Source organism: Marinobacter sp. S6332, from assembly GCF_023016045.1.
Classification (GTDB): Bacteria; Pseudomonadota; Gammaproteobacteria; order Pseudomonadales; family Oleiphilaceae; genus Marinobacter.
Map to the genome: position 1 here is coordinate 1 of NZ_JALKAP010000003.1, position 21785 is coordinate 21785.

Annotated in this window: 19 protein-coding genes; 10 read left to right on the forward strand and 9 right to left on the reverse strand. The window is 52.3% G+C overall.

The genetic code is table 11. The annotated features are described in order from the left end of the window. Positions 1 to 172 precede the first annotated feature (172 nt). Both tnpB and MWU62_RS04735 read left to right on the forward strand, forming a co-directional pair. Positions 173 to 529 (forward strand): IS66 family insertion sequence element accessory protein TnpB, encoded by a 357-nt coding sequence (gene tnpB, locus MWU62_RS04730; RefSeq protein WP_247113783.1) that lies wholly within the window; start codon positions 173 to 175, stop codon positions 527 to 529. A 42-nt stretch (positions 530 to 571) separates the two neighbouring features. Next, complete coding sequence (locus tag MWU62_RS04735) at positions 572 to 2200, forward strand: IS66 family transposase (protein ID WP_247113784.1); 1629 nt, start codon at positions 572 to 574, stop codon at positions 2198 to 2200. A gap of 12 nt (positions 2201 to 2212) precedes the next feature. Here MWU62_RS04735 and MWU62_RS04740 read toward each other — a convergent pair whose 3' ends face one another. The 5 genes from MWU62_RS04740 to MWU62_RS04760 all read right to left on the reverse strand — a co-directional run bounded on the left by MWU62_RS04740 (position 2213) and on the right by MWU62_RS04760 (position 7638). Further along, positions 2213 to 2911: an integrase arm-type DNA-binding domain-containing protein gene (locus MWU62_RS04740; RefSeq protein ID WP_247113785.1), complete on the reverse strand. Its 699-nt coding sequence runs from the start codon at positions 2909 to 2911 to the stop codon at positions 2213 to 2215. Between the two features lie 258 nt (positions 2912 to 3169). Further along, positions 3170 to 4885: a diguanylate cyclase gene (locus MWU62_RS04745; protein WP_247113786.1), complete on the reverse strand. Its 1716-nt coding sequence runs from the start codon at positions 4883 to 4885 to the stop codon at positions 3170 to 3172. Positions 4886 to 5198: 313 nt separating this feature from the next. Further along, entirely contained in the window at positions 5199 to 5711 is a 513-nt protein-coding gene (locus MWU62_RS04750; protein WP_247113787.1) for a PIN domain-containing protein, read from the reverse strand. 6 nt (positions 5712 to 5717) lie between these two features. Further along, the gene (locus tag MWU62_RS04755) at positions 5718 to 6170 is read right to left on the reverse strand and encodes a helix-turn-helix domain-containing protein (protein WP_247113788.1); all 453 of its coding nucleotides are present in this window, start codon (positions 6168 to 6170) and stop codon (positions 5718 to 5720) included. Positions 6171 to 7197: 1027 nt separating this feature from the next. Beyond that, the gene (locus tag MWU62_RS04760; protein ID WP_247113789.1) at positions 7198 to 7638 is read right to left on the reverse strand and encodes a universal stress protein; all 441 of its coding nucleotides are present in this window, start codon (positions 7636 to 7638) and stop codon (positions 7198 to 7200) included. Between the two features lie 213 nt (positions 7639 to 7851). Between MWU62_RS04760 and MWU62_RS04765 the strand changes: the two genes are divergently transcribed. The 3 genes from MWU62_RS04765 (at position 7852) to sulP (ending at position 11313) form a co-directional block, all read left to right on the forward strand. Continuing rightward, positions 7852 to 8967 (forward strand): sterol desaturase family protein, encoded by a 1116-nt coding sequence (locus MWU62_RS04765; protein ID WP_247113790.1) that lies wholly within the window; start codon positions 7852 to 7854, stop codon positions 8965 to 8967. Positions 8968 to 9094: 127 nt separating this feature from the next. Further along, the gene (locus MWU62_RS04770) at positions 9095 to 9487 is read left to right on the forward strand and encodes a globin (protein WP_247113791.1); all 393 of its coding nucleotides are present in this window, start codon (positions 9095 to 9097) and stop codon (positions 9485 to 9487) included. A gap of 80 nt (positions 9488 to 9567) precedes the next feature. Continuing rightward, positions 9568 to 11313, forward strand: coding sequence for a sulfate permease (gene sulP / locus MWU62_RS04775; protein WP_247113792.1), 1746 nt, complete (start codon positions 9568 to 9570; stop codon positions 11311 to 11313). Between the two features lie 22 nt (positions 11314 to 11335). Here the strand turns inward: sulP and MWU62_RS04780 are convergent, their stop codons facing one another. Next, positions 11336 to 12565: a multidrug effflux MFS transporter gene (locus tag MWU62_RS04780; protein WP_348645626.1), complete on the reverse strand. Its 1230-nt coding sequence runs from the start codon at positions 12563 to 12565 to the stop codon at positions 11336 to 11338. Between the two features lie 71 nt (positions 12566 to 12636). Next, a complete protein-coding gene (locus tag MWU62_RS04785) occupies positions 12637 to 13080 on the reverse strand; it encodes a DUF4124 domain-containing protein (protein ID WP_247113794.1) in 444 nt (147 codons plus the stop codon). A 229-nt stretch (positions 13081 to 13309) separates the two neighbouring features. Between MWU62_RS04785 and MWU62_RS04790 the strand changes: the two genes are divergently transcribed. The 5 genes from MWU62_RS04790 to MWU62_RS04810 all read left to right on the forward strand — a co-directional run bounded on the left by MWU62_RS04790 (position 13310) and on the right by MWU62_RS04810 (position 17626). Continuing rightward, positions 13310 to 14080, forward strand: coding sequence for an ABC transporter ATP-binding protein (locus MWU62_RS04790; protein WP_247113795.1), 771 nt, complete (start codon positions 13310 to 13312; stop codon positions 14078 to 14080). An 84-nt stretch (positions 14081 to 14164) separates the two neighbouring features. Next, positions 14165 to 14917, forward strand: coding sequence for a transporter substrate-binding domain-containing protein (locus MWU62_RS04795; RefSeq protein WP_247113796.1), 753 nt, complete (start codon positions 14165 to 14167; stop codon positions 14915 to 14917). A gap of 69 nt (positions 14918 to 14986) precedes the next feature. Beyond that, positions 14987 to 15691, forward strand: a complete 705-nt coding sequence (locus tag MWU62_RS04800) for an ABC transporter permease (protein ID WP_247113797.1) — start codon at positions 14987 to 14989, stop codon at positions 15689 to 15691. Between the two features lie 2 nt (positions 15692 to 15693). Continuing rightward, the gene (locus tag MWU62_RS04805) at positions 15694 to 16419 is read left to right on the forward strand and encodes an ABC transporter permease (protein ID WP_247113798.1); all 726 of its coding nucleotides are present in this window, start codon (positions 15694 to 15696) and stop codon (positions 16417 to 16419) included. A gap of 169 nt (positions 16420 to 16588) precedes the next feature. Then, positions 16589 to 17626, forward strand: coding sequence for a succinylglutamate desuccinylase (locus MWU62_RS04810; protein ID WP_247113799.1), 1038 nt, complete (start codon positions 16589 to 16591; stop codon positions 17624 to 17626). A gap of 22 nt (positions 17627 to 17648) precedes the next feature. On the opposite strand, the gene MWU62_RS04815 is transcribed toward MWU62_RS04810, so the two are convergent. Both MWU62_RS04815 and MWU62_RS04820 read right to left on the reverse strand, forming a co-directional pair. Next, positions 17649 to 20675 (reverse strand): efflux RND transporter permease subunit, encoded by a 3027-nt coding sequence (locus MWU62_RS04815; protein WP_247113800.1) that lies wholly within the window; start codon positions 20673 to 20675, stop codon positions 17649 to 17651. After that, a complete protein-coding gene (locus MWU62_RS04820) occupies positions 20675 to 21760 on the reverse strand; it encodes an efflux RND transporter periplasmic adaptor subunit (protein ID WP_247113801.1) in 1086 nt (361 codons plus the stop codon). Before MWU62_RS04820 ends, MWU62_RS04815 begins: the two co-directional genes overlap by 1 nt. Between the last annotated feature and the right edge of the window lie 25 nt (positions 21761 to 21785).

The following is a 21785-nucleotide window of genomic DNA, read 5'->3' on the forward strand; positions in this document are numbered from 1 at the left end:
TGGGGCACCTGCACCACGCGTTTTCATTGGGCCAGTCACTGAGTCGTTATGCTCATGAACAAGGATTGAGCTTCGCCGATCTGATGGTCTGGCGGCAGCGACTGATGATCCAGAAGATTGTTGTTCCCGACATGCACCGCCCCAATCGCTTTGTCAGTGTGGCGGTGGTCTCATGATGCGTCCAGAACTGACGATGTCGGTTTACCTATGCCGGGAGCCGGTCGACATGCGTAAATCCATCGACGGGCTATCGCTGCTGGTTCAGGAGGCGATGGAACTGAATCCCTTCGATGAAGCGGTCTTCGTATTCTGCAATCGCCAACGCGACAAGGTCAAGATTCTGGCTTGGGAGCGGAATGGCTTTGTACTCTGGTATAAGCGTCTGGAACGGGAACGATTTAAGTGGCCCGACACAGTGGGTGACGATGTTATGACCCTGTCAGGCCAACAACTGAACTGGCTTCTGGACGGTTACGACATTGCCCAGATGCAGCCTCATAAACCCTTATTTTTTGACGCCGCTGGTTGATTTCAAGGTGCTGATTTGTAGGCGTTTTGATACAATAGTTTCATGCCAAGCGCCGCTTCCGACTCACAGAAAATCATCGCTGAACTGGAGCAAAAGCTCCGTGTTCAAGCGGCGGATATTACTCGCCTAAAAAAACAAAGCCGGTCGCTGGAACGCGAGAATGAGTCTCTGGAACGCAAGGCTCAATCTCTGGAAGCCGCGAAGCGGGAACTGTTCGAACAACTGCGCCTGCTGATTGAAAACCGCTTTGGGCCTTCCACCGAGAAGTACAACATCCCTCAGGAAGACTTGTTCTTCGACGAAGCCGAAGCGCTGGTAGAGAGCGAACCGGCGTCAGACAGTGACGACGTTCCAGAAGACATCGCGGACACACCGACCAAGCCAGACTCTGCCAAGTCCCGCACTCGCGGTGGCCGTCTGGCGCTGCCACCGGAACTGCCGCGAGTGGATATTGTCCACGACGTGACGGACGGTCAGAAGCACTGCCATAACGACGGAACCGAATTGGTCTGCATCGGTGAAGAGATCAGCGAGCAGCTCGACATCATTCCCGCCAAGATCCAAGTGATCCGTCACATTCGACGCAAGTATGCCTGCAAGACCTGCGAAGACGGTGTCGTCACCGCACCCATGCCGTCGCAACCCTTACCCAAGAGCAATGCCAGCCCCAACCTCTTGGCTTATTCTGTCATCGCCAAATACGTGGACGCCTTGCCGCTTTACCGGCAGGAACGGGCGTTCAAGCGGTTGGGCATTGATCTGCCCAGAAATACCTTGGCTCGCTGGATGATCCAGACCAGTGAATTGATCGAGCCCCTCATTGAACAGTGCCGACAGCATCTGCACGCGAGTGCAGTCATCCACATGGATGAAACTACGCTGCAAGTGAATACCGAACCGGATCGCAAGGCCAGCAGTCCTTCGTACATGTGGGTACAACGAGGTGGGCCGCCCGGGCAACAAGTAGTGCTCTACGATTACGACGCCAGCCGTTCCGGTCAGGTACCAACGCGACTGCTGGAAAACTATCAGGGCATTCTGGTGACCGATGGTTATGAAGGGTACGCCCAAGTGGTTCGGATCAATCAGCTGACCCATGTGGGTTGCTGGGCGCATGCCCGCCGCAAGTTCGTGGAGGCCCAGAAAGTACAACCTAAAGGCAAGGTCGGCCGTGCCGATCAGGCCTTGAGTCTGATCCGCAGCCTGTATGCCGTAGAGCAAAAGGCCAAAACGATGAGCGCGGAGGAAAGGCTGGCCTTGCGAGACACTCAAAGCCGTGCACTCATCGAAAAACTGGAAGTCTGGCTAACGAAATCCTTGAATCAAGTGCCGCCGAAAACGGCCATTGGCAAAGCGCTGATCTACCTGAACCGACAGTGGCCCAAGCTAACCGTCTTCCTGACGGATGGTCGGATCCCGCTGGATAATAACCCGGCGGAAAATGCCATACGCCCGTTCGTCATTGGTCGAAAAAACTGGCTCTTCAGCCAGACACCAAAGGGTGCGCATGCCAGCGCCAGACTCTACAGCCTGATCGAAACCGCCCGAGCCAATGGCATTGAGCCCTATACTTATATGGTAGAAGTGCTTACCAAACTGCCATCATTGACGACCGACGATGAACTCGACCGGTTACTGCCTTGGAATCAGGGGGAAACCATTCCGGTGTAGTTCGTGGAGCGCTTACAAATTTCCCAGGTTGCCGCGCCAATGGGCCGGGTTCAGCCCGTTGCGAAGTATCCCGTCATGCCGAACCATTTCACATACATTATAAATCGTGATTCGAACCCTCTCTGCCGTTGGCGTTTTCTCTATCCAGATCGGGTTTAACGCCTGAACAACATGCCGCGGTTCAAGGTCCGACATCAAGATATTGCCAAGCTCAGGTAGGCAGTAGTCCTCAAGGTGCTGCTCCAGTCTGCGCCTCTGTTTTTCTGGATTTTTCCCTGAAAACTCAAGGCACTTTTTGTCGAAGTATTGTTGAGCAACATCGCCGAATGTTCTCTGTTGCGCTCTTTCAGCTATCAACGCTGATTTTGCTGCTCTTTTTCCCGCAATCGGGTCGTAGCCGTCAAACTGGACCCGATATCTGAGCTTCCGGGCTTTTTCCCGAGCCATTGCGAGCGGCACTTCGGGATAAGACCCCAACCCCAAATCTGTGCGTTTGTCACCGACCATCATCCTTAATATCCAGGAGCGTGCGCCGATCGCCTCTGGCCCCCTTGGTGGGCGACAATGCAAACACAACCCCTTCACACCACCCACCGCATGCAGCGCCGGGATTGGGTCACCGACTTGTTTTCCCTTACCCGCTTTTTTAACTGTCCCGTGGGTCAGCCTTTTAACCTGGAGAGCCCCCAGTTCTTGTGCAATTTTAGGCATTTTCTAACCTCCCGAAGCTCAATGCCCCATCATCTGTCCCATCATTAGCCGCGCAACTGAGCGCGATTTGATAGGACAAGACGATACTAGAATTTGAACGATCAGGAAGATTTAATAATACAGATCAGACACTTAGAGACATGGCGAGACAGCATGCAACGTAAAAATGGTGCCGCCTCCGGGCACCATTAGAATTCAGATAAAACCCGCTTCGTGCGGGCTTTATCGTTTTTATACACCGGTGGCTGACAACAACGCTCAAGCCGCACAGCACACGCGGTTCCTCCCTCCAGTTTTCGCGTCATACAGCGCTTTGTCAGCTCGGTTGGCGGCGGCTTCGAGGGGCTCTGTGGCACTATTAATTTGCGCAACACCCAGACTTACCGTGACCCGAATACTCACATCATCACCAACCTGAACGGAATGTTTTTCAATACCCTGCCTAATACGCTCAGCACAGCCTTTTGCTTCTGCACGATCGGCACCGGGTAGCAGGACCATAAACTCCTCACCTCCAAAACGGGCAATCAGATCCCTATCGCGGCTGAATTTCTGGAGATTAACTGCCACACCTTTCAAAACCAGATCGCCTGCATGATGCCCGTATGTGTCGTTCACCTTTTTGAAATAATCGATATCCAAGGTGACAACAGACACGGGCTCCCCTAAAGCCCTCGCCTTCTCAATCAGGCTCTCGCCTTCTGTCATAAAATACCGGCGATTATAAAGCTGGGTAAGCGGATCAGTGGCCGCCTGACGCTTGAGCTCACCTTGCTGGGCGCGGATATCTTCCAACACTTTAATTCGATATGAAATGATGAACGCCAGCGTTATCGCTTCCAGCACTATGCCAATTCCGACGCCGTGGCTGTTGAGGTAATTGGGCTCAATTGCTCCCTTGTAAAACAACACTGCGAACCCGTTGAAAACAACAAAGAAGCTATGCCCTACGAGAAAAAATTTCGCTAAAGGATTGCCCTTCCGCCACATGGAGAGGCTTACTGAGAAAGTAACCAGCATCATCAGTGCCGCAAGGCTACTCGCAGGTATTAGAGCGGCTTCAATATCGAACAGCCCATAACAGAAGCCTCCGACAAGCAAGACCAGCAATACGCTCAGAATTCTGTGTTCGGTAACGTAAAACTCGCGGGTTTCAAAAATCGACATCATGAACAGCACGAGGAAAATCGGCATGGTAAAGACCGATAGGTTCAGTATGAAAACGGCGTCTCCGTATATATTGAACGCTTCGGCAATCAAACCGTAAGACAGGGCTATCCAGACAACGCCAGATATGAGGTATAGGGAGTAAAGGATGTTCTCTTTTTTGCTGGTGGCGAAGTAAAGCAGGCCATTATAAAACACCAATGCCAGCATCATTCCCACCAGTAATGCGATGTCTAAATGCCCACCCACCAATGCCTTTCGCGAATGCTGATCGTCATAGATTTCCGCAGCAAACCACTGATGCGAGTAGAGATGGCTGCGTACAAACAAAACCGTTGTTTCCCCCGCGGGCACTGAGAATGGGTAAACTACGGTTCCTCGGTACATCAAAGGGTTATTGCTAGCACTGTTAAGATCCACTCTTGCCTGACCCACCAAACTCTGAGAGCGCTCCTCGTATATCTCTAATGCTCGCACCTGAAAGGCCGCTGGCAAGTGCAGAAACAACGCCTTTGCCTCTGGCCCAGAGTTATCAAGCGTAATCCGGTGCCAAGTTACCGATGCGCCAGTGCCGAGTGTTGCTGTGCTGTTTGTGGTTTCGAAACTCTGACTCCGAGCAGCTTCGTACGTCAACGACTCTGAGCTATCTATAAAGTAGCCGACAGGAAAATCTGCCAACCGAACATCGTTACCGCCCACATCCTGAGCTGGCACTGCGTATGCTGCGACACTCACAAGCCACAACAGAAAAATGTACAGAATCAGTCTGCATGGCGCCGCACTGGGGGAGATAATCGGGAGGTACATGGGAGCTATCCTTGTGCATACACATACCGGATATTGACCACTCCGGTTTTTAACTGCAATTTTTAGTCATTGTCGTGACAGCTTCAACATTTTTGGAGGCAGCTATAGGTCAGCTTCTGGCCGCTTGAAAAAATCAAATAAGAACTGATATACACCGACCTGAACAAAGAACTGACGCAAGGTGCTGAATAGCTCCGAAGCCCCTGACCATGGATAGTTCAAACCAAGTGGCGCAGATGTTCCGTTTTGGAACTCATGGTTAAAGGAAATCCGCAAACTCCCGAAGCTTCGAAACCGTTTGAGGCAACTGCTGCTATTGCAGCGTTACCAAAAACGTATCAACAGTAAGCGGCGGATTCTTAAGCGCTGAACGCTGCGCCTGAAAAGCGCGGAGACACGATGTAGGTGCCATGTCGATCTGGTAAAGAATAAAGTCGTCCGGGTGAATCACTTCAATATCGTACTGGCGAAGCGCTGCTGCGGGAAAATCTTTCTGGTTGAAGGTAACAATAGCGTTAGCGTTACAACGGATGGCCGCTGCCAGCACGTGGCGATCATCTGGGTCCGGAAGTTCCAGCCCCTCTATAAGGGGCTCGTACCCATATACTTTTGCATCGCGCACATGCCGGTCCATCAGCTCCCTCGCTCGCAACAAGCTTTCCGGCGAATGCTTTTTGGCTCTCAGCAGCGCATTAATCCATTCATCATGGATATGATCCGTCCAGTGCGCCTTGAACAGGTCCGTCAATGCCAGACGCATCAGCGCATCTCGCAAGGGCGCGGGATACAAGACACAGGCATCGTAAACGACGGCAAACTTGCTCATTTCCTGTTAGTACCCCATTCCTTCGTTCTGGGAAAGTTCCGCCAATTCGTCCAGCGCTGAGTGCCGCTCGCGGTCTACCTGTTCCTTGTAGCTCAATACGTCTTGCAACTTTACTCGCCGGTGAGCACCCACCTTTCGAAACGGAATATCTCCTGCTTCCAGCAACTTCACGAGGAAGGGGCGACTAACATTCAATAGGCTTGCCGCGTCCTGTGTGCTGATTTCCTGATGATAGGGGATAAGACTGATAGCATTACCCTGCGACACTTCCGCTAGCACGTCCAACAGTATATGCAGCACATGCCCCGGCAACACCAACTCATCTGCCTCGCCGTTGCTGCCACGCAGCGAGAGCTGTACCCGGTCCACATCCGTGTACTTGGACAAGGTGCGGCTGGAAACCTTGGCCTGTTCAACCTCTGTCGCCGTTGGCAAATGCACAATTTTTTGAGCAGACATAGCGTCCTCCTGATATGCAAATGACAACTGTCTGGCCACCCATTATGCCGACCAAACAAAATAAACGAAACAACCGAAACAACCGAAACAGACGATTTTGCTATAAGTACGTTCAAGCTGTAGCCATATCCCCCCGATAAACAGCTATGCGTCATCACCGCCAACACCCAACTTTTGTTCTCATCCCACCCCTACCACTAAATGTGGTGCCCATACCTCACAAGTCATGCTGCCTGCGTGAAGCCCGCCCCGACCAGAAATGGTATTGCCGGTTTGTGAGGAAAAATCAATCGCGCTTGCAGCAGCGCTAGCGGAGGCCCGGAGCCATGATCTGAACATGGTTAAAACTAACTTAGCGTACGGGGACAGGGCCTGCGCGTGTGGAAAATCGAGAGATCCTGACCCCATATGCTGAGGGTTTGCCACACAAGAACTATCCGGACGACACAAGATACGAGGAAGAGGTAGCTGCGACCTTGGTTTCCCCCACAGGCACCGATAATGGATAGACTGAGACTCCTCGGTACGTCAAAAAGATTATTGCCGGCACTGTTAGGATCCGCCATTGCCTGACTATGGGAAGGGGGTATCGACACTCTTGTTAACCTTAGAAGGGAGCAATCATGGTCACTTGCCAGTCGATACAACAACGCGTCAACACTCCCTAGGGTGCTGGAACACCGTTCTTCCGGAAAGCTCTTACATTTTTCAGCTCTCGCTCGCACCGCTCAAAAGAGAAGTTCCGCAGATAAAAGCTTTCAGGGCTATCGTCATCCCTGAGATCCAAGTCTGATCGACTCTCGTGAAGCTTGGTAACAGTTGCCGCAACTGCATCCAGGCCACACACAGGAGATGATGAATATACCGAATTGGAGTGAACCCTTTTTCAAATAACTTTATCTTCGCCATCTTTTCTTTCTGTCTGTTGCACTAGCGTATCAAGCACGACTCTGTAACCTGCATGCAGCACAATTACAATTGCAGGCCAACTTCCCTCACACAAGCTGGCCCGTCAAAAGCCCAAAAGCTACCCATTCACAACCGTAACCGGTCCCGTCGCATGGCGAACGACTTTTTCGCTAATGCTTCCAAGGGTAAGGCTACGCACCAACGAATGACCTCGGCGGCCTAATACCAGATGCGCACCCGCGTTGGCTTCCAGATATTCAAGTATCTCTTTGGCGGGATCGCCCCTCAGAAGGATTTCTTCGGCCGGGTCGGTTGTTCCTCTCACAGCCTCCTTAACAGCGTCAAACGCTTCGCGCCCGAAGCTTTCTACCTCTGCATCGATGTTTTCTGGCGTTACGCCACCGATAATGAGTCGTTCCAAACGCGCGCTTGGAAAAACAGATAACAGCTTAAGCGATTGGCCCGTAGCTTTTGCCAGCCCGGCTGCCATCCTCGCAGCTTCTACCGAGTGGTTTGAACCGTCGCAAGCTACTACAAAGCCGGACGTAACTTTTGGCATAGCACACCTCCACCTGTATCTGCTTTAAGAACACCTTTCTAATACCTTAGCACAGACTTTCGCTGGCACTGCCTGCACCGGCTTGTTCGGATATGGCGCTGTTATCTAGGCATGCGAATCAGCGCTTAAAAGCAAAAGAATGTCGCATTAACGCAAGCTATTGGCCCGCTGCCGATGTAATGTCGAAGTACAAATAAAATAATGAGGGCAGCAATGGCCGATCATTACGTGGCATTTTCAATTCCATTTTTTCTGTTGTTTATCGCCTTGGAATCGTTCTATTTCTGGCGGAAAAACCGCACATCGTTGCGGCTGAACGATAGCCTCACCAACATGAGCTGCGGCATTGTTACGCTGATTTTTGAGCTATTTACCAAGGGCGGGCTTTTTCTGATTTTTGCTTTTCTGTCAAACAGGTTTGGTCTGTTTGAGTGGAATATGGGCTCTGCATTCACTTGGATTCTGTTCTTCTTCGTTTATGACTTTTTCTACTACTGGGGGCATCGCCTGTCTCATACCGTGAACTTTATGTGGAGCGGCCACCTGCCCCACCATCAAAGCGAGGAATATAATTTCACGGTCGCACTGCGGCAGGGTGCATTTCAAGACACATTGATGTTTCCCGTGTTTATTCCAATGGCGCTTATGGGCTGCCCGATCGAAGTGTTTGCAACCGTTCTGCTATTGAATAAGTTTTTCCAGTTCTGGATACATACACGCGCCATTGGTCGCGTACCGGTTATCGAAGGCATTTTGAACACGCCCTCGGCCCACAGAGTTCATCACGCGGTGAATACCCGATACGTAGACAAGAACTACGGCGGGGTGGTCATGTTTTGGGACAAGCTTTTTGGCACCTGGTCTGAAGAAAAAGCAGAGGAGCCTTGTGTTTATGGTGTGCGCAAACCTTATCGAAGCTGGGACCCGATATCTGCGCACGTTGATTGGTGGTCAAGGCTATGGAAAGACGCGGTGAACACGCAAAGTTGCACAGACAAGATCAAACTTTGGTTTATGCCCACGGGCTGGCGCCCGGCAGATGTCACCAAAAGCGATCCTTGGCAGCCCTATGACATCGAGAACTACAAAAAGTACGATCCCGAAGTCAATCTCTGGCAAAAGGCCGCTTCAGTCGTATTGTTTACGGCGACACTTCCCATAATCAGCCACCTGCTATTCGAGCAGTTTAATCTACCACTGTGGAAAAAAATGGGCCTAGCCGCAGTAATACTATTTTGCCTCTATGCCTGTGCGTACCTGCTTAAAGGTAGAAAGCGCCAGACGTTTGAAGCAACGCCCGAAGCGAGCGAGAGCAAAGGAATTTCATAAAGCCAGAAAAACCGAGTACGGGCTTATACCTAGCGTTAACAAATCTCAACAGAAGAGGCCGCGCGCAACCACTATCCTTAGCGCCCTATTAACCCCCCCCGCCTCTTCAAAGGGATACCCAACGCTTATGAAAGACACTGATCTGGTTTTCCAAAGTTATGGAAGATGCTGCAACAGTGACCAGTTTTTTGTAGATTTTTACGACCACTTCATGTCGAGCTCGGATGCCATCAAAAAGCGCTTTGTGAACACAGATATGCCTGCACAGCGTCACCTGCTTCGGAATGGCGTTATGCAGCTTATTCTCACCGCACGCGGCATGCCAGACCGCAAACTTAGGGCGCTTGGCGAGAGCCACAACCGAAACCACTTCAACATCAACCCGGAATGGTATTCGCTTTGGTTGGATGCCCTGATGAAGACCGTGCGCCTTCATGACCCTGAGTGCACCCCCAAGCTTGAAAAAGCCTGGCGAGAAGTACTGACACCGGGAATTGATCTTATCCGTGGAGCCTATTAGAAGCCTAACGGATACTTCTTGATTCGGCCTGTTGATTTCCACACACTTGAAGCCCAGCCCCGAAGCGATAAACTGCGCTTATGCTCTACAAATTACTGCCTGGCTTGCTCTGGTTGCAGGGATATACCACCCACACGTTAAAGCGAGACGTGGTATCTGGCTTGGCTATTGGCGTTATGCTGATCCCACAAAGCATGGGCTACGCAGTTCTCGCTGGCTTGCCACCTGAGTTCGGGCTGTATGCTTCAATCTTCCCGCCGCTACTGTACGCGTTACTGGGAACCTCCAACAAGATATCGATTGGCCCGGTGGCATTGGATGCCATTCTTATTCTTTCCGGTCTCAGCGTGCTCGCGGAGCCAGGTTCAGACCAGTATCTTCAGCTTGCGATTGAGCTCACGCTACTGGTTGGCTTGATTCAGTTTTTATTCGGGCTGCTGAGGTTTGGCTTTATCGTCAACTTCCTCTCCTACCCCGTTGTGGTTGGTTATACCTCGGCTGCTGCCGTTATCATCATTGGCAGCCAACTCCAGAACCTAACAGGCGTTCACGTAGATAGCGCCAATGTACTGGACCTCTGCTATCAGCTTTTACTCAACATCAGCAGCTGGCACGGCATTACGGTAGGAATCTCAGTAGCAAGCCTTTTGTTTATCTTTACTTGTAAACGCCGTATGCCAAAGGTGCCCAACGCTCTGATTTTGCTGGTTGGCACCATGATGCTTTCAGGGCTGTTCCATGCCGGGCAGGCAGGTGTAGAAGTGATCAATTCCGTGCCCAGTGGCTTCCCCGCTTTTCAGTTCCCTAATCTGGACTTTGACAAATTTGGCGAGCTGCTGCCGGTGGCGTTTACCGTAGCCTTGATGGGCTTTGTGGGCACCATGTCGATCTGTAAATCTCAGGAGTCCCCCAAAGACAAACGCAATGTTCAGCCAAACCAGGAGCTGGTTGCTCTCGGTTTAGCGAATGCTCTGGGTGCCATGTTCCGCAGCTTTCCGGTTTCCGCCAGCTTTTCTCGCAGTGCTGCGCTGCGAGAAGCTGGCGCACTCACCCAAGTATCAGCGATTATTTCCTCCGGCCTAATTGCCGTTACAGTGCTATTTCTTACACCTTTGTTTACTGACTACCCCTTACCGAAGGCCGTTCTGGCAGCGATTATCGTTATGTCTGTACTGGGGTTGTTCAAATATAGGGAAATGAAGGTTCTTTTTAAGCAAGACAGAAAGGAATTTCTGATACTGCTGGTCACTTTTGTGATCACGCTGTTACTAGGCGTTCAGCAGGGCTTACTGGTGGGCGTTGCAGTATCGCTGATGCTGGTAATTTACAACAGCACAACGCCACACATGACCGAGCTAGGAAAGCTTGACGGTGAAGACCTATACCGCAACATTCATCGATTCGAAAGCATTAGCGTGCGGAAAGACTTGCTGATTTTCCGCTTTGACGCGCCGCTGTATTTTGCCAATAAGGATTATTTTAAAACACGCCTATACAGCCTTATCAAGCAGCGGCCCGAGGGGGCGCTGAAGGCGGTGATACTGGACGCCCAATCTGTAAACAGTATCGACAGCACCTCCCTGATCATGTTGGAAAGCGTAATCGAAAACCTACGGGAACAGGGCATTCAGTTCTATATGGTTAGCCTGATAGGCCCTGTGCGCGACACTCTCACGCATTCTGCCGCGTTGCGTGAGTATGTGCTGGACGAGCACATGTTCCCTCAGATAACGGACGCAGTGCTTTATATCGATCAGGGCATCAGCTCCCGCGCGTCCATCGCAAAACAGAGCAATACAGCGAAGACACGCCGCTCTAAGGGCTAGAGGCTAGTAGACAGAAGAAGAGTTAAGCTTGCTCCGAACTAAGCCGTGCCTGCCGTTCAATAGCAGCTGGACCGCCAGCAGCAAGAATGGCTGCGCCGAACACACAGATAGCCATAACCAACACGACAGGTAACAAGGTGCCGCCTGCGAGAGTCGCAGAAAGCGCGCTTATAGCACCCGCGATTGTGAACTGTGCGGCCCCCAGCATTGCCGCAGCCGTTCCCCCGAGGTGGGGAAAGAACTCCAGCGCATTGGCCATATTGTTGGGAATAATAGCCCCCATAAACCCAACGGCGACAATGATGCAAGCAGCTATAACCCAGTATGGCGCACCAGCCCAAGCGCAGATTACCAGCGCACTAACAGCAATGGCCTGCAAAAATACGCACACCCGTAAAATCCGCACCGATTGATACTTATTGAGCAGGCGCCGATTAAGCAAGTTCAGGCTAGCCATAGCCACAATGTTAGCGGCGAACAACGCCGAGAACATCGAGTTTGAGAGCCCAAACCACTCTTGGTAAATGAACGATGCGTGCGTAATAAACACAAGCATGGAACTGAAGCATAAGGCTTGCAAACCAACAAACCGCATGGTGACAGTATGGCGAAGCACCAGCCCATAGTTGGTAAGCAGTGTGGAAACAGGTGTGTGCTCCGTTCGCCGAGGCGGTAGACGCCTAAACAGAACAAAATGCAGAACAATCGCCAGCAGAGCGGCATAACCTGCAAGCATCAGGAAGATCACATGCCATTCGCTGAAATACAGCAATGCAGAACCGATAGACGGCGCTGCGGCAGGCGCAACAAACATAACCAAGCCTATTAAACCAAACAGGCGAGCTGCATCCTGCCCGCTGGTCTGATCGCGGACAATGGCCGGAACAGACACCGCACAAAAAGCACCACCAATACCCTGCACAATACGCCAGCCCAACATATTCGGTAGCGTTTCTGACTGGGCCACCATAAACGCCGCAAAGGCAAAAATCGTAAGCCCGGCAAACAAAATTTGCTGTCGACCATAGCGGTCGGAAAGCGGACCACCCAACAATTGCGCAAGGCCCAAAGCACCCACATAGGCGCTCAGTGTCAACCCCACTCCACCGTGCCCAATACCAAGCTCATCAGCGATTTCCGGAAAAGCGGGCAGGTAGGCATCGAGTGCCAATGGACCTAATGCAACGGTCATCCCCAACAAAACTGCAAGTTGGAGATGAGATAAGGGTGTCGTATTCAAATCTGCCCCCAAAACGTCATAGCCAAACGGTACATAGAAAACCTTGTATTGTTAGCGTGCTTACTAAGGGGCAGTCTACAGCATCAACGCAAGATACACTCCCAACTAAGCGATCGATTCAAACTACGACGCTTGCGGCGCAGGCTGTTACCTTTATTGACACCATAGCCCGCCCGAAGCTGCGATTGCACCTTCGCCAGCTTGCGCCGGTAGCTGGCACAAGCTTTCTCCTGCTTGGCAATCGCTTTGGCGCTCGACTTGGCGCGCCCTGAGCTCCCTTTGCGATCAGACGAGAGCATTCCTCGCACTTGCTTGCGAATACCCGAGGTACGTCGATGCTGCTCAAGGTTTTCCGACATGGGCACGGTGACTGGTTCAGTCACATCAACGGATTGGTGTTTTTTGTTTGATGGCGGAGTGTCGGTGAAATGAACCGCACCACTGGCGTCTGTCCATCTATAGATTTCGGCAGTTGTTGGTGACGAAAAAATAACGATCAAAATCGCGAAAGCCAATATCCTTGGCATAATAGTCCACTCCCTGTGGTGTCATCCAATGTATTCGCAGTATAACGCTTACCGCTGATAGTGTATGGCGGGCCCTGATTTAAATGCTTGCATTAAACACTCGTTGCGCCACAATAAGTCGCAAAAAAACGTCGCAAAAAAATCGTAAAGCTGTGTGTGGAAGGTATTGATTTCCACTGCAACAGTCCGTAAAACAAACGCCTTTGAATGACAGCCTCAGGAGCCATCCATGGCGGACCAAGCGCCTTTGATCTGCAAGGACATACACAAGACTTTTGCCGAGCTGGAAGTGCTCAAAGGTATTTCACTTGAGACCCGCAAAGGCGATGTAGTGTCCCTAATCGGCAGTTCTGGTTCGGGCAAAAGTACCTTCTTGCGCTGCATCAACCTTTTAGAAACCCCAACCTCCGGCGACATTATTGTTCACGGCGACCCTATAAGGTTTACCACAAACCGCAAGGGCGAGCGGATTCCGGCAGACAACAAGCAGGTGGAGCTGATTCGAGCCAAGCTCTCCATGGTATTTCAAGGCTTCAACCTCTGGTCACATATGACTGTGCTGGAGAATATTATTGAAGCGCCAATCAATGTACTCAAGATCCCTAAAAAAGAAGCCATCGAGCGCGCAGAAGCATATCTCAACAAGGTCGGCATATACGAGCGCAAAGACTATTATCCGGCTCAAATGTCTGGTGGCCAGCAGCAACGTGCTGCCATTGCCCGGGCCTTAGCTATGGAGCCGGAGGTAATGCTTTTTGATGAGCCTACCTCGGCGTTAGACCCCGAGTTGGTCGGAGAAGTATTAAAGGTTATGCAAAGTCTGGCCGAGGAAGGCCGAACCATGATCGTAGTAACTCACGAAATGGCATTTGCAAAGGATGTGTCGACTCAGGTGCTGTTTCTACATCAGGGCGTTATAGAGGAACAGGGTACACCCCAAAAGGTGTTTGATAACCCAGACTCAGAACGCATGAAACAGTTTCTGGCTCCCAAGTTCTAACATGCGGTGCTATCTTTATCGCTGTTGGATAGTTAAATTCCAAAAAAATAACGCCCACAAGGCGACATACTGGAGAAGTGACACATGAAAAAACTGATGATTGCAGCGAGTTGCGCACTGGCCATGCTTGCCAGCGGTGCCCATGCAGACGAGCGTAACCTGCGCATTGCTTTCGACGTACCTTATGAGCCGTTCGAATACAAAGATGAAAATGGTGACCTGACCGGCTTTGAAGTGGACCTGGCTGCCGCCATGTGTGAAGAAATGAAGGCAGACTGCGAATTCGTTATTCAAGCCTGGGACGGCATGATCCCTGGCCTGCTGGCCCGTAAATTCGACCTGATCATGTCATCCATGTCGATCACCCCAGAGCGCGCAGAGCGTGTTCTGTTCTCCGAGCCATACTACAACACCCCAGGCGGATGGTTTGGACCAGACAGCTTTAACGCCGACGTGACTGATATGAGCGCCATGAAAGGTAAAACCGTTGGCGTTCAGCGCGGCACCACTATGGACACTTTTGTTACTGAAGAAATGAGTGGCGTAGTAACCATTAAGCGTTACACCACTGCCGATGACATGGTTCTTGATCTTGAAGGCCAGCGTTTGGATGTCGTGTTTGTCGACTATCCGGTTGGCGAGCAGACCGTTTTAACCAAAGACGGTTTCAAGGAAGTCGGCGAAGCCGTAAAGCTGGGTGAAGGTGTAGGCGTTGCTATGCGTAAACGTGACAAAGACGTTGCTGAAGAAGTAAACAAAGCTCTGCGCAAGCTGAAGGAAGATGGCACCTACAACGCCATAATGAAGAAGTACTTCGCCTACGACGTGAAGGTCTGACCGTCAGAATCTAATACTACCAGCCTCAGGGGTGGCCATTAGGGCTGCCCCTGACCACCGGACATTCCCATGTTTGATCTGAAAGGCTATGGCCCGGAACTGCTGAGCGGAGCAGTTGTCACCATTGAACTTGCCTTCCTGTCTCTTGCCTTGGCACTGGTGCTGGGGCTCATTGGCGCGGCAGCAAAGCTTTCAAATAGCCGTGTAGCTGTGGGCGTAGCAACCACCTATACCACCTTGATTCGCGGCGTTCCCGATCTGGTTATGATGCTGCTGTTTTACTATGGCGGACAGGTGTGTGTGAACATGCTCTCCGACTACATTTGGGACACCTACGAAGTCGACTTTTTCTTCCAGTTCAATCCATTCATTTCTGGCGTTATTACCATCGGGCTCATTTTTGGTGCCTATATGACAGAGACCTTTCGCGGTGCCTTTCTGGCGGTTGAAACAGGGCAGATTGAAGCGGCCCGCGCCTACGGATTTAGCACCTGGCACACGTTTCGCCGGGTGATGGTTCCGCAAATGCTGCGTCATGCGCTTCCCGGTATCGGCAACAACTGGCAGGTATTGCTGAAAACCACGGCGCTGGTTTCTATTATCGGGCTCACGGATATGGTGCGTGTGGCAGAGGAAGCCGCAAAAGCGGAACGTATGCCGTTCCACTTTTTCATTCCTGTGGCCTTTGTGTACCTCGCCCTCACGGCAGGCTCGGAGCTTTTCATCAAGTGGCTCGATAAACGAGCTAACGCCGGCGTGATTCAGGAGAGCTGATAATGCCACCCGATTTTATCGCTGCCTGGCTTAACAGGAACGAGATTTTTACAGCCATGACCATCATGGAATACTGGGATGGAATGGTTACGACCGTTCAACTGGTGTTTCTGTGTCTGATTATAGGGCTTGCGTTTGCGGTTCCGCTGGCGATTCTTCGCACGGTTAAAAATCCGTTTGTGTCTGGCCCTGTTTGGCTTTACACCTATATTTTCCGCGGCACCCCGCTGCTGATTCAGCTCTATATTATCTACTATGGCGTTGCTCAAATTCCCGGTATTCAGGAAACATTCTGGTGGGAGATTTTCAGGGAGCCGTTTTACCCTGCCCTGCTGGCGTTTACGTTGAACACCTGTGCCTATACCACTGAGATTATTCGTGGTGCGATTATTTCGACTCCTCATGGTGAGATTGAGGCGGCGAAGGCTTACGGCATGAATTGGTTTATGCGGATGCGGCGTATTGTGTTACCCAGCGCGGCGCGGCGGGCTGTTCAGGCGTATTCCAATGAGGTTATTTTCATGCTGCACTCGAGTGCGATTGCGAGTGTGGTAACGATTGTGGATCTTACGGGGGCGGCGCGGAATATTTACTCGCGGTTTTATGCGCCCTTTGATGCGTTTATCTTTGTGGCGCTTTGCTACATGGTGTTGACGTTTATTTTGGTGTTCGTATTCCGCAAGATTGAGAATCATTTGTTGCGGCATCAGCGGCCTGCGGGTTCGTGATCAATGATTAAAAGCACTGCCTGAAACAATGTGCTTGGGCAGGCGGTCACGATCCTTCCGGGAGACGCTACGAGCACATCCATGTGCGCTTGACTGAAGCCATCCATGGCTTCAGACACTCCCGGAAGGATCGTAACCGCCTGCCCTCCAAACTCTTCGGGGAGCCCTCATGACAGCAACTGCACAAATACACTTATTTGATGCCAACCCTGATTGGCTAGCCCACACACTTGCCAACGCCACAGCTGATCTTCCCGAAACCAAAACCACCCTCTCAGATGGCACCCGCGTAACCCGTAAAGCCGTTGGTGTTTTGCATATCACGCCGCCCCCCGATCGTGCCAATCCGAATCAGGAGGCAGTGATTATCTCAGCCGGTATTCACGGCAACGAAACCGCTCCTTTTGAGGTTCTAAACGCGCTAATCAGCGAGCTGTTGAACGGCGAGTGGCTGTTGGCTTGTCCGCTGCTACTGATTTTGGGGAACCCGCCAGCTATGGTGGCCGGGGAGCGGTTTTTGGATGTGAATCTTAATCGGTTGTTCAACGGTGCCTATAGCAAGCCAGAATATAAAGGACTGCCAGAAGCAGCGCGGGCGCAGTTTCTTGAGGAGATGTGTCGTCAGTTTGCGATGGCGCATCCACAAGCGCTTTCCCACTACGATTTACACACCGCTATAAGGCCATCCCAGCGGGAGAAGTTTGCGCTTTATCCGTTTGTTGAGGGTCGGCAGGTGCCAGAGAGTCAGTGTGATTTTCTGCTTGAGGCAGAGGTGCAAACTTTGTTGCTGCAACATAAGGTGGGAACTACGTTTTCATCATTTTCTTCATCCGTGCTGAATTCTGAGAGCTTTACTGTGGAGCTCGGTAAGGTTCATCCATTCGGAATGAATGACCTTTCTCGTTTTGAAGGGATCAAGAAGGCACTTCGGCGGCGTTTTTGTGGCAACCCTACCCCAGTCAAACAGTCACCTTTTGACCACCTCACGGTTTTCGAAGTGGTGCACGAGATTCTGAATACCGGGAAAAACTTCCGATTTCATGTTCCGGACGATGTGGCCAACTTTACCGAGTACGCATCAGGCACCGTGATCTGGGAGGATGACGATACCTGCTACAGAGTTGGTGCTACACCAGAGGCAATTGTTTTTCCAAATCGGAATGTACCCGTGGGCCAGCGGGTGGGGCTTCTTATCAAGCCCCGGTAAACCCGCCAATATCGCGCCTAGCCTAAGCCGGAGCATTTTCCGGTTCCGCAACTTTCACTTTGATCAACTGAGTACACACTGCGGGTATAACCAATAGGGTCAATACGGTCGAGGCCAGAAGTCCGGAGATAATGGCCCATGCCATCGGGGGCCAGAGTGTGGAGCTGGAGAAGGCCAATGGGAGCAGGCCAGCTACTGTGGTTGCCGTGGTCAGTAGAATGGGGCGGGTTCTTTGTACGACCGCTTTGCGCATGGCTTCGTGGATGTTCTCGCCGTTTTCCAACTCTCGGTCCATCACATCAAGGAGCACTATGGCGTTGTTCACTACAATGCCTACCAGTGCGATAACACCCAACAGCGACTGGAACCCGAAGGGTGAGCCGGAGAGAACTAGGCCAGGGAATATGCCCACGGTGGCCAAGGGCACTGTCAGCAAGATGATACCAACCCGCCGGAATGAGTTGAACTGCAGCAGCAGGAAGAACAGCAGTAAGAGTATGCCGATTGGCGCAGCGGTTAACAGCGCGCCATTGGCATCGCCGGAGCCTTCTGCATCGCCACCCATTTCCAAGCGAGTGCCTTTAGGCAGTGGGTTATCTTGCAGCGCCAACTCCAGACCACTCAACGCCTGACTAAAACTATACCCGTTGAGTAGGTTAGCCGTTACCGTGTTTAGCCGGGTTCCGTTACGCGAATAGCGTGCGGCGGGCTCCCAAGTGGTTTCAACACTAGCAACGGCAGACAGCGGAACTGCTTCACCGCGGCTATTGTAGATGTTTACCGACAGAAGCCTTGCCAATGGCAGCGATGTACCTTCCTGCGAGCGCAGCACCAGCGGTATCGGGTCTTTTTCTTGCCGGTAGCGCTCGGCAACAACCCCGAAGCTCTGGCCATAGAGACTTTGAGCAACGTCGGCGCGAGTAAGCCCGTATCTGGCTGCGGTGGCGTCGTCTACGTTGATGGCAATGCTAGGTACGCCAATATCCAAATCATGGCGAACATCTACAGTACCTTCCACCTGACGTAACGCACTAAACAGCTGCTCAACCGCGTGGGTGCGCTCCCTGTCGTCGGCGTGATATACGCGCACTTCTACCGGTGCAATACTTGGGGGGCCTTGGCCGAGCACGCCAACACTTACGTCTAGCTCGGGCATTTGCTCATCCACATGGGCACGAATCCAGCGAATCATTTCTGTCGTGTCTTCAAGTGCTGGCGTCGCTACCACGAGCCGCCCCCTGTTTGGTGCCTGAGGTGCACGCTGAAGGTTGTAATAGAAGGCTGGGCCTGTAAAACCAACAAAACGATGGATTTGCAGCGCTTTGGGCTGTGAGCGTATGGCGTGTTCTAAATTAGCAGCGGCTTCAGCAGTGCGTTGCTGATCTGTGCCCTCTGGCATGAACAACTCAACAATTACCTGAGGCCGATCGGCATTGGGAAAGAACTGCTGTGCCATAAACGTGGTCATAGTCAGGCTGATCACAACCAACAAAGCACCGGCGGCAATCAGCCGTTTAGGATGCCGGTATACCAAACCACCAAGAAAGCGCGCCAAGCCAATCAAGCGATCAGCCTCGGCGTTGCGGCGAGGCTTGAGGAATCTTGCCGCCAGCAGTGGAACCACCGAAATCGCCAGCAAATAACTAACAGACAGTGTGAGCATAATCATCACCGGCACGCCCCGAGTGAAGTCTGCCGCACCGCCTTTGGCCAGTAAAAGTGGTGCAAAGGCCGCAAGCGTGGTGCCCGTGGAAGCTCCGAGCGGGCCAGCAAGCTCACCGACGGCTTTGCGCAGGGCGTCCAAACGACGCATGCCTTCGTCCAGATGTCCCTGAATGTTTTCGACAATCACTATGGCGTTGTCGATCAGAATGCCTAAGGAGATCACCATGCCGATCACCGCGATTTGGTGCAGAACACCGCCGCCGAGATCGTAAAGTCCAACACTGATCAACGCCACCATCGGTAGAATAGACGCCACCAGCAGCCCCATGCGAATGCCCATGCCGGTAAACACCACCGCCACGATAATCAACACCGAAAGCACCAGACTCCACGCTAGATTATCCAAGCGCTCCGAGACCTTGTCTGGCTGGAAAAACATCTCGCGGATTTCATAAGGTTCGAAATCAGGCCGCACCTCGGCTAGCCGCTCACGTACTCTTTCACCAAACCGAATCGCATCGGTGGTGCCCTCTTCCATAATCAACGAGAGCAATACAACGCGCTCGCCATCAAACCATGTTTCAGGCTGGCGCGGTTCAGCGGGGCCACGCCATACATCAGCAGCAGCGGCCAATGGCACCTGCGAACCGTCAGGAAGCTCAATGGGAGTTGCACGGATGGCATCAATGTCGGCAAATTCAGTGTTGGGAAGCACGGATAAGCGACGGCCGTCTACAACGACAAAGCCACCAGGGGTTGTTTGGTTACGTTGAGCTAGGGTTTCTAGAATTCGCGCGGGCGAAATACCCAGCCGATAAAGCGCGGCATCGTCCAGTGCCAACGTAATCTGTTCATCAGCGTCCCCCTCCAGCTCTATGCGGGAAACGCCGCTAAGATCAGATAGGTTCTGTTTAAGCCGTTCGGCGACATCTGAGAGTTCACTCACCGAAGGTGCGCCACCAATGGCAAGCACGATGGCAGGGTTGTCGATCAACCGGTCGTCCAGAACCATCTGGCCAACGTCGTCTGGGAAATCCTGCTTTGCACGCTCCATCGCTTGGCGCACACGATCCCACGCCGGATCTGTGTCATAAATATTATCATTAAGCCGCAGCCGAACAAGCGCTACGCCGGTACGAGCAGTGCCCTGGGAAACGTAAACCTCTTCCACTTGGCGCAATTCATCAGTGAGTGGCCTTAAAACCAACCGTTCAACGGCATCGGCACTAGCGCCGGGGTAGCTTACTGAAACCAGACCCGCACGGTAGGGAAAAGAAGGATCTTCCTGGCGCGGCATGGTGCTGTACGCCGCAATACCCAGGAGGCAAAGCATGGTAACCACCATGCCCAATAGGCGTTGGAAATTGAGTAATCGGCGCGTCATTAGCGCACCTCCACGGCATCACCGTCGGCGAGGCGAGTCATACCTGCGTATACCACTTGATCTCCGGGCTCTAGCTCTCCGGTGCGCACCACAACACGCTCACCGACTACACGTTCAACTTCGATAGGCACACGCCGGGCCACGCCATCACGCACGCGAAACACCATCATGCCATCGGCACTGCGGACCACCGACAAAAGCGGAACCGTGATCGCAGACTCGCGAATCGGAGTAATGCCCACTTCAACTGGCTCGCCAGTATCCAGAGTGTTAATGGGTAAGCTGACCAGAACCGGATGCAGCTCACCACGGATGGCTCCGGCTTGAGCAATTTCAACAACAGACCCGGTCACCGGCGCTGCACTGCGATTCTGCACAGACCAAACAGGCAACTCCTGATCGAGCGACACATGGGCCAACAGGTAGGCAGGCACCCGTACTTCTACTTCCTTCCCCTCGGGTGAGGATAAGCGCATAACCGGCTGGCCCGCTGCCACAAACTCGTCTCGCTGTACCAACAGCGCTTCAACACGCCCCGCAAACGGCGCTCGCAACGTGCTTTCCTGTAAAAGCTGAGTAGCTTCCGCCAGAGCTGCTTGAGCAGTGGCTACACTGGCTTTTAGGGAGTCCCGGCGGGCAGCAATTTGTTCAAGATTCTGCTCGGAAACCACACCGCGCTCATGCAAACGGCTGGAGCGTTCCCACTCACGCTTGGCCTGATCGTAACGGGTGTTCAACTCATCCAATTTCGCTTGCGCCGAATCGCGCGCTGGCTCCAGCGCAGGGTTGTAAGCCCGGGCTAGCACATCACCCGCGGCAACCGTTTGACCCAGTTCCACTGCACGTTCTTTCAGGGTACCGCTAACCTGAAACGTCAGTGTTGCTCGCTGGGTTGAGCGCACAATGCCTGAAAAACGCAGGGTTATTTCCTGAGCCTCGCCCCCGGTAACTTCCGAAACACGCACCGATACCACATGCTTGCCAGATGACTCAGGCGGCATATCATCAGCCTTGCAACCGGAGAGAAGTAATAAGCCACAGGCTGCAAGAAAAATAAGGGCAACAGGGGTGCGAAGTAGGGTCATAAAGTATCCTTTCGTCCGTGCTCAA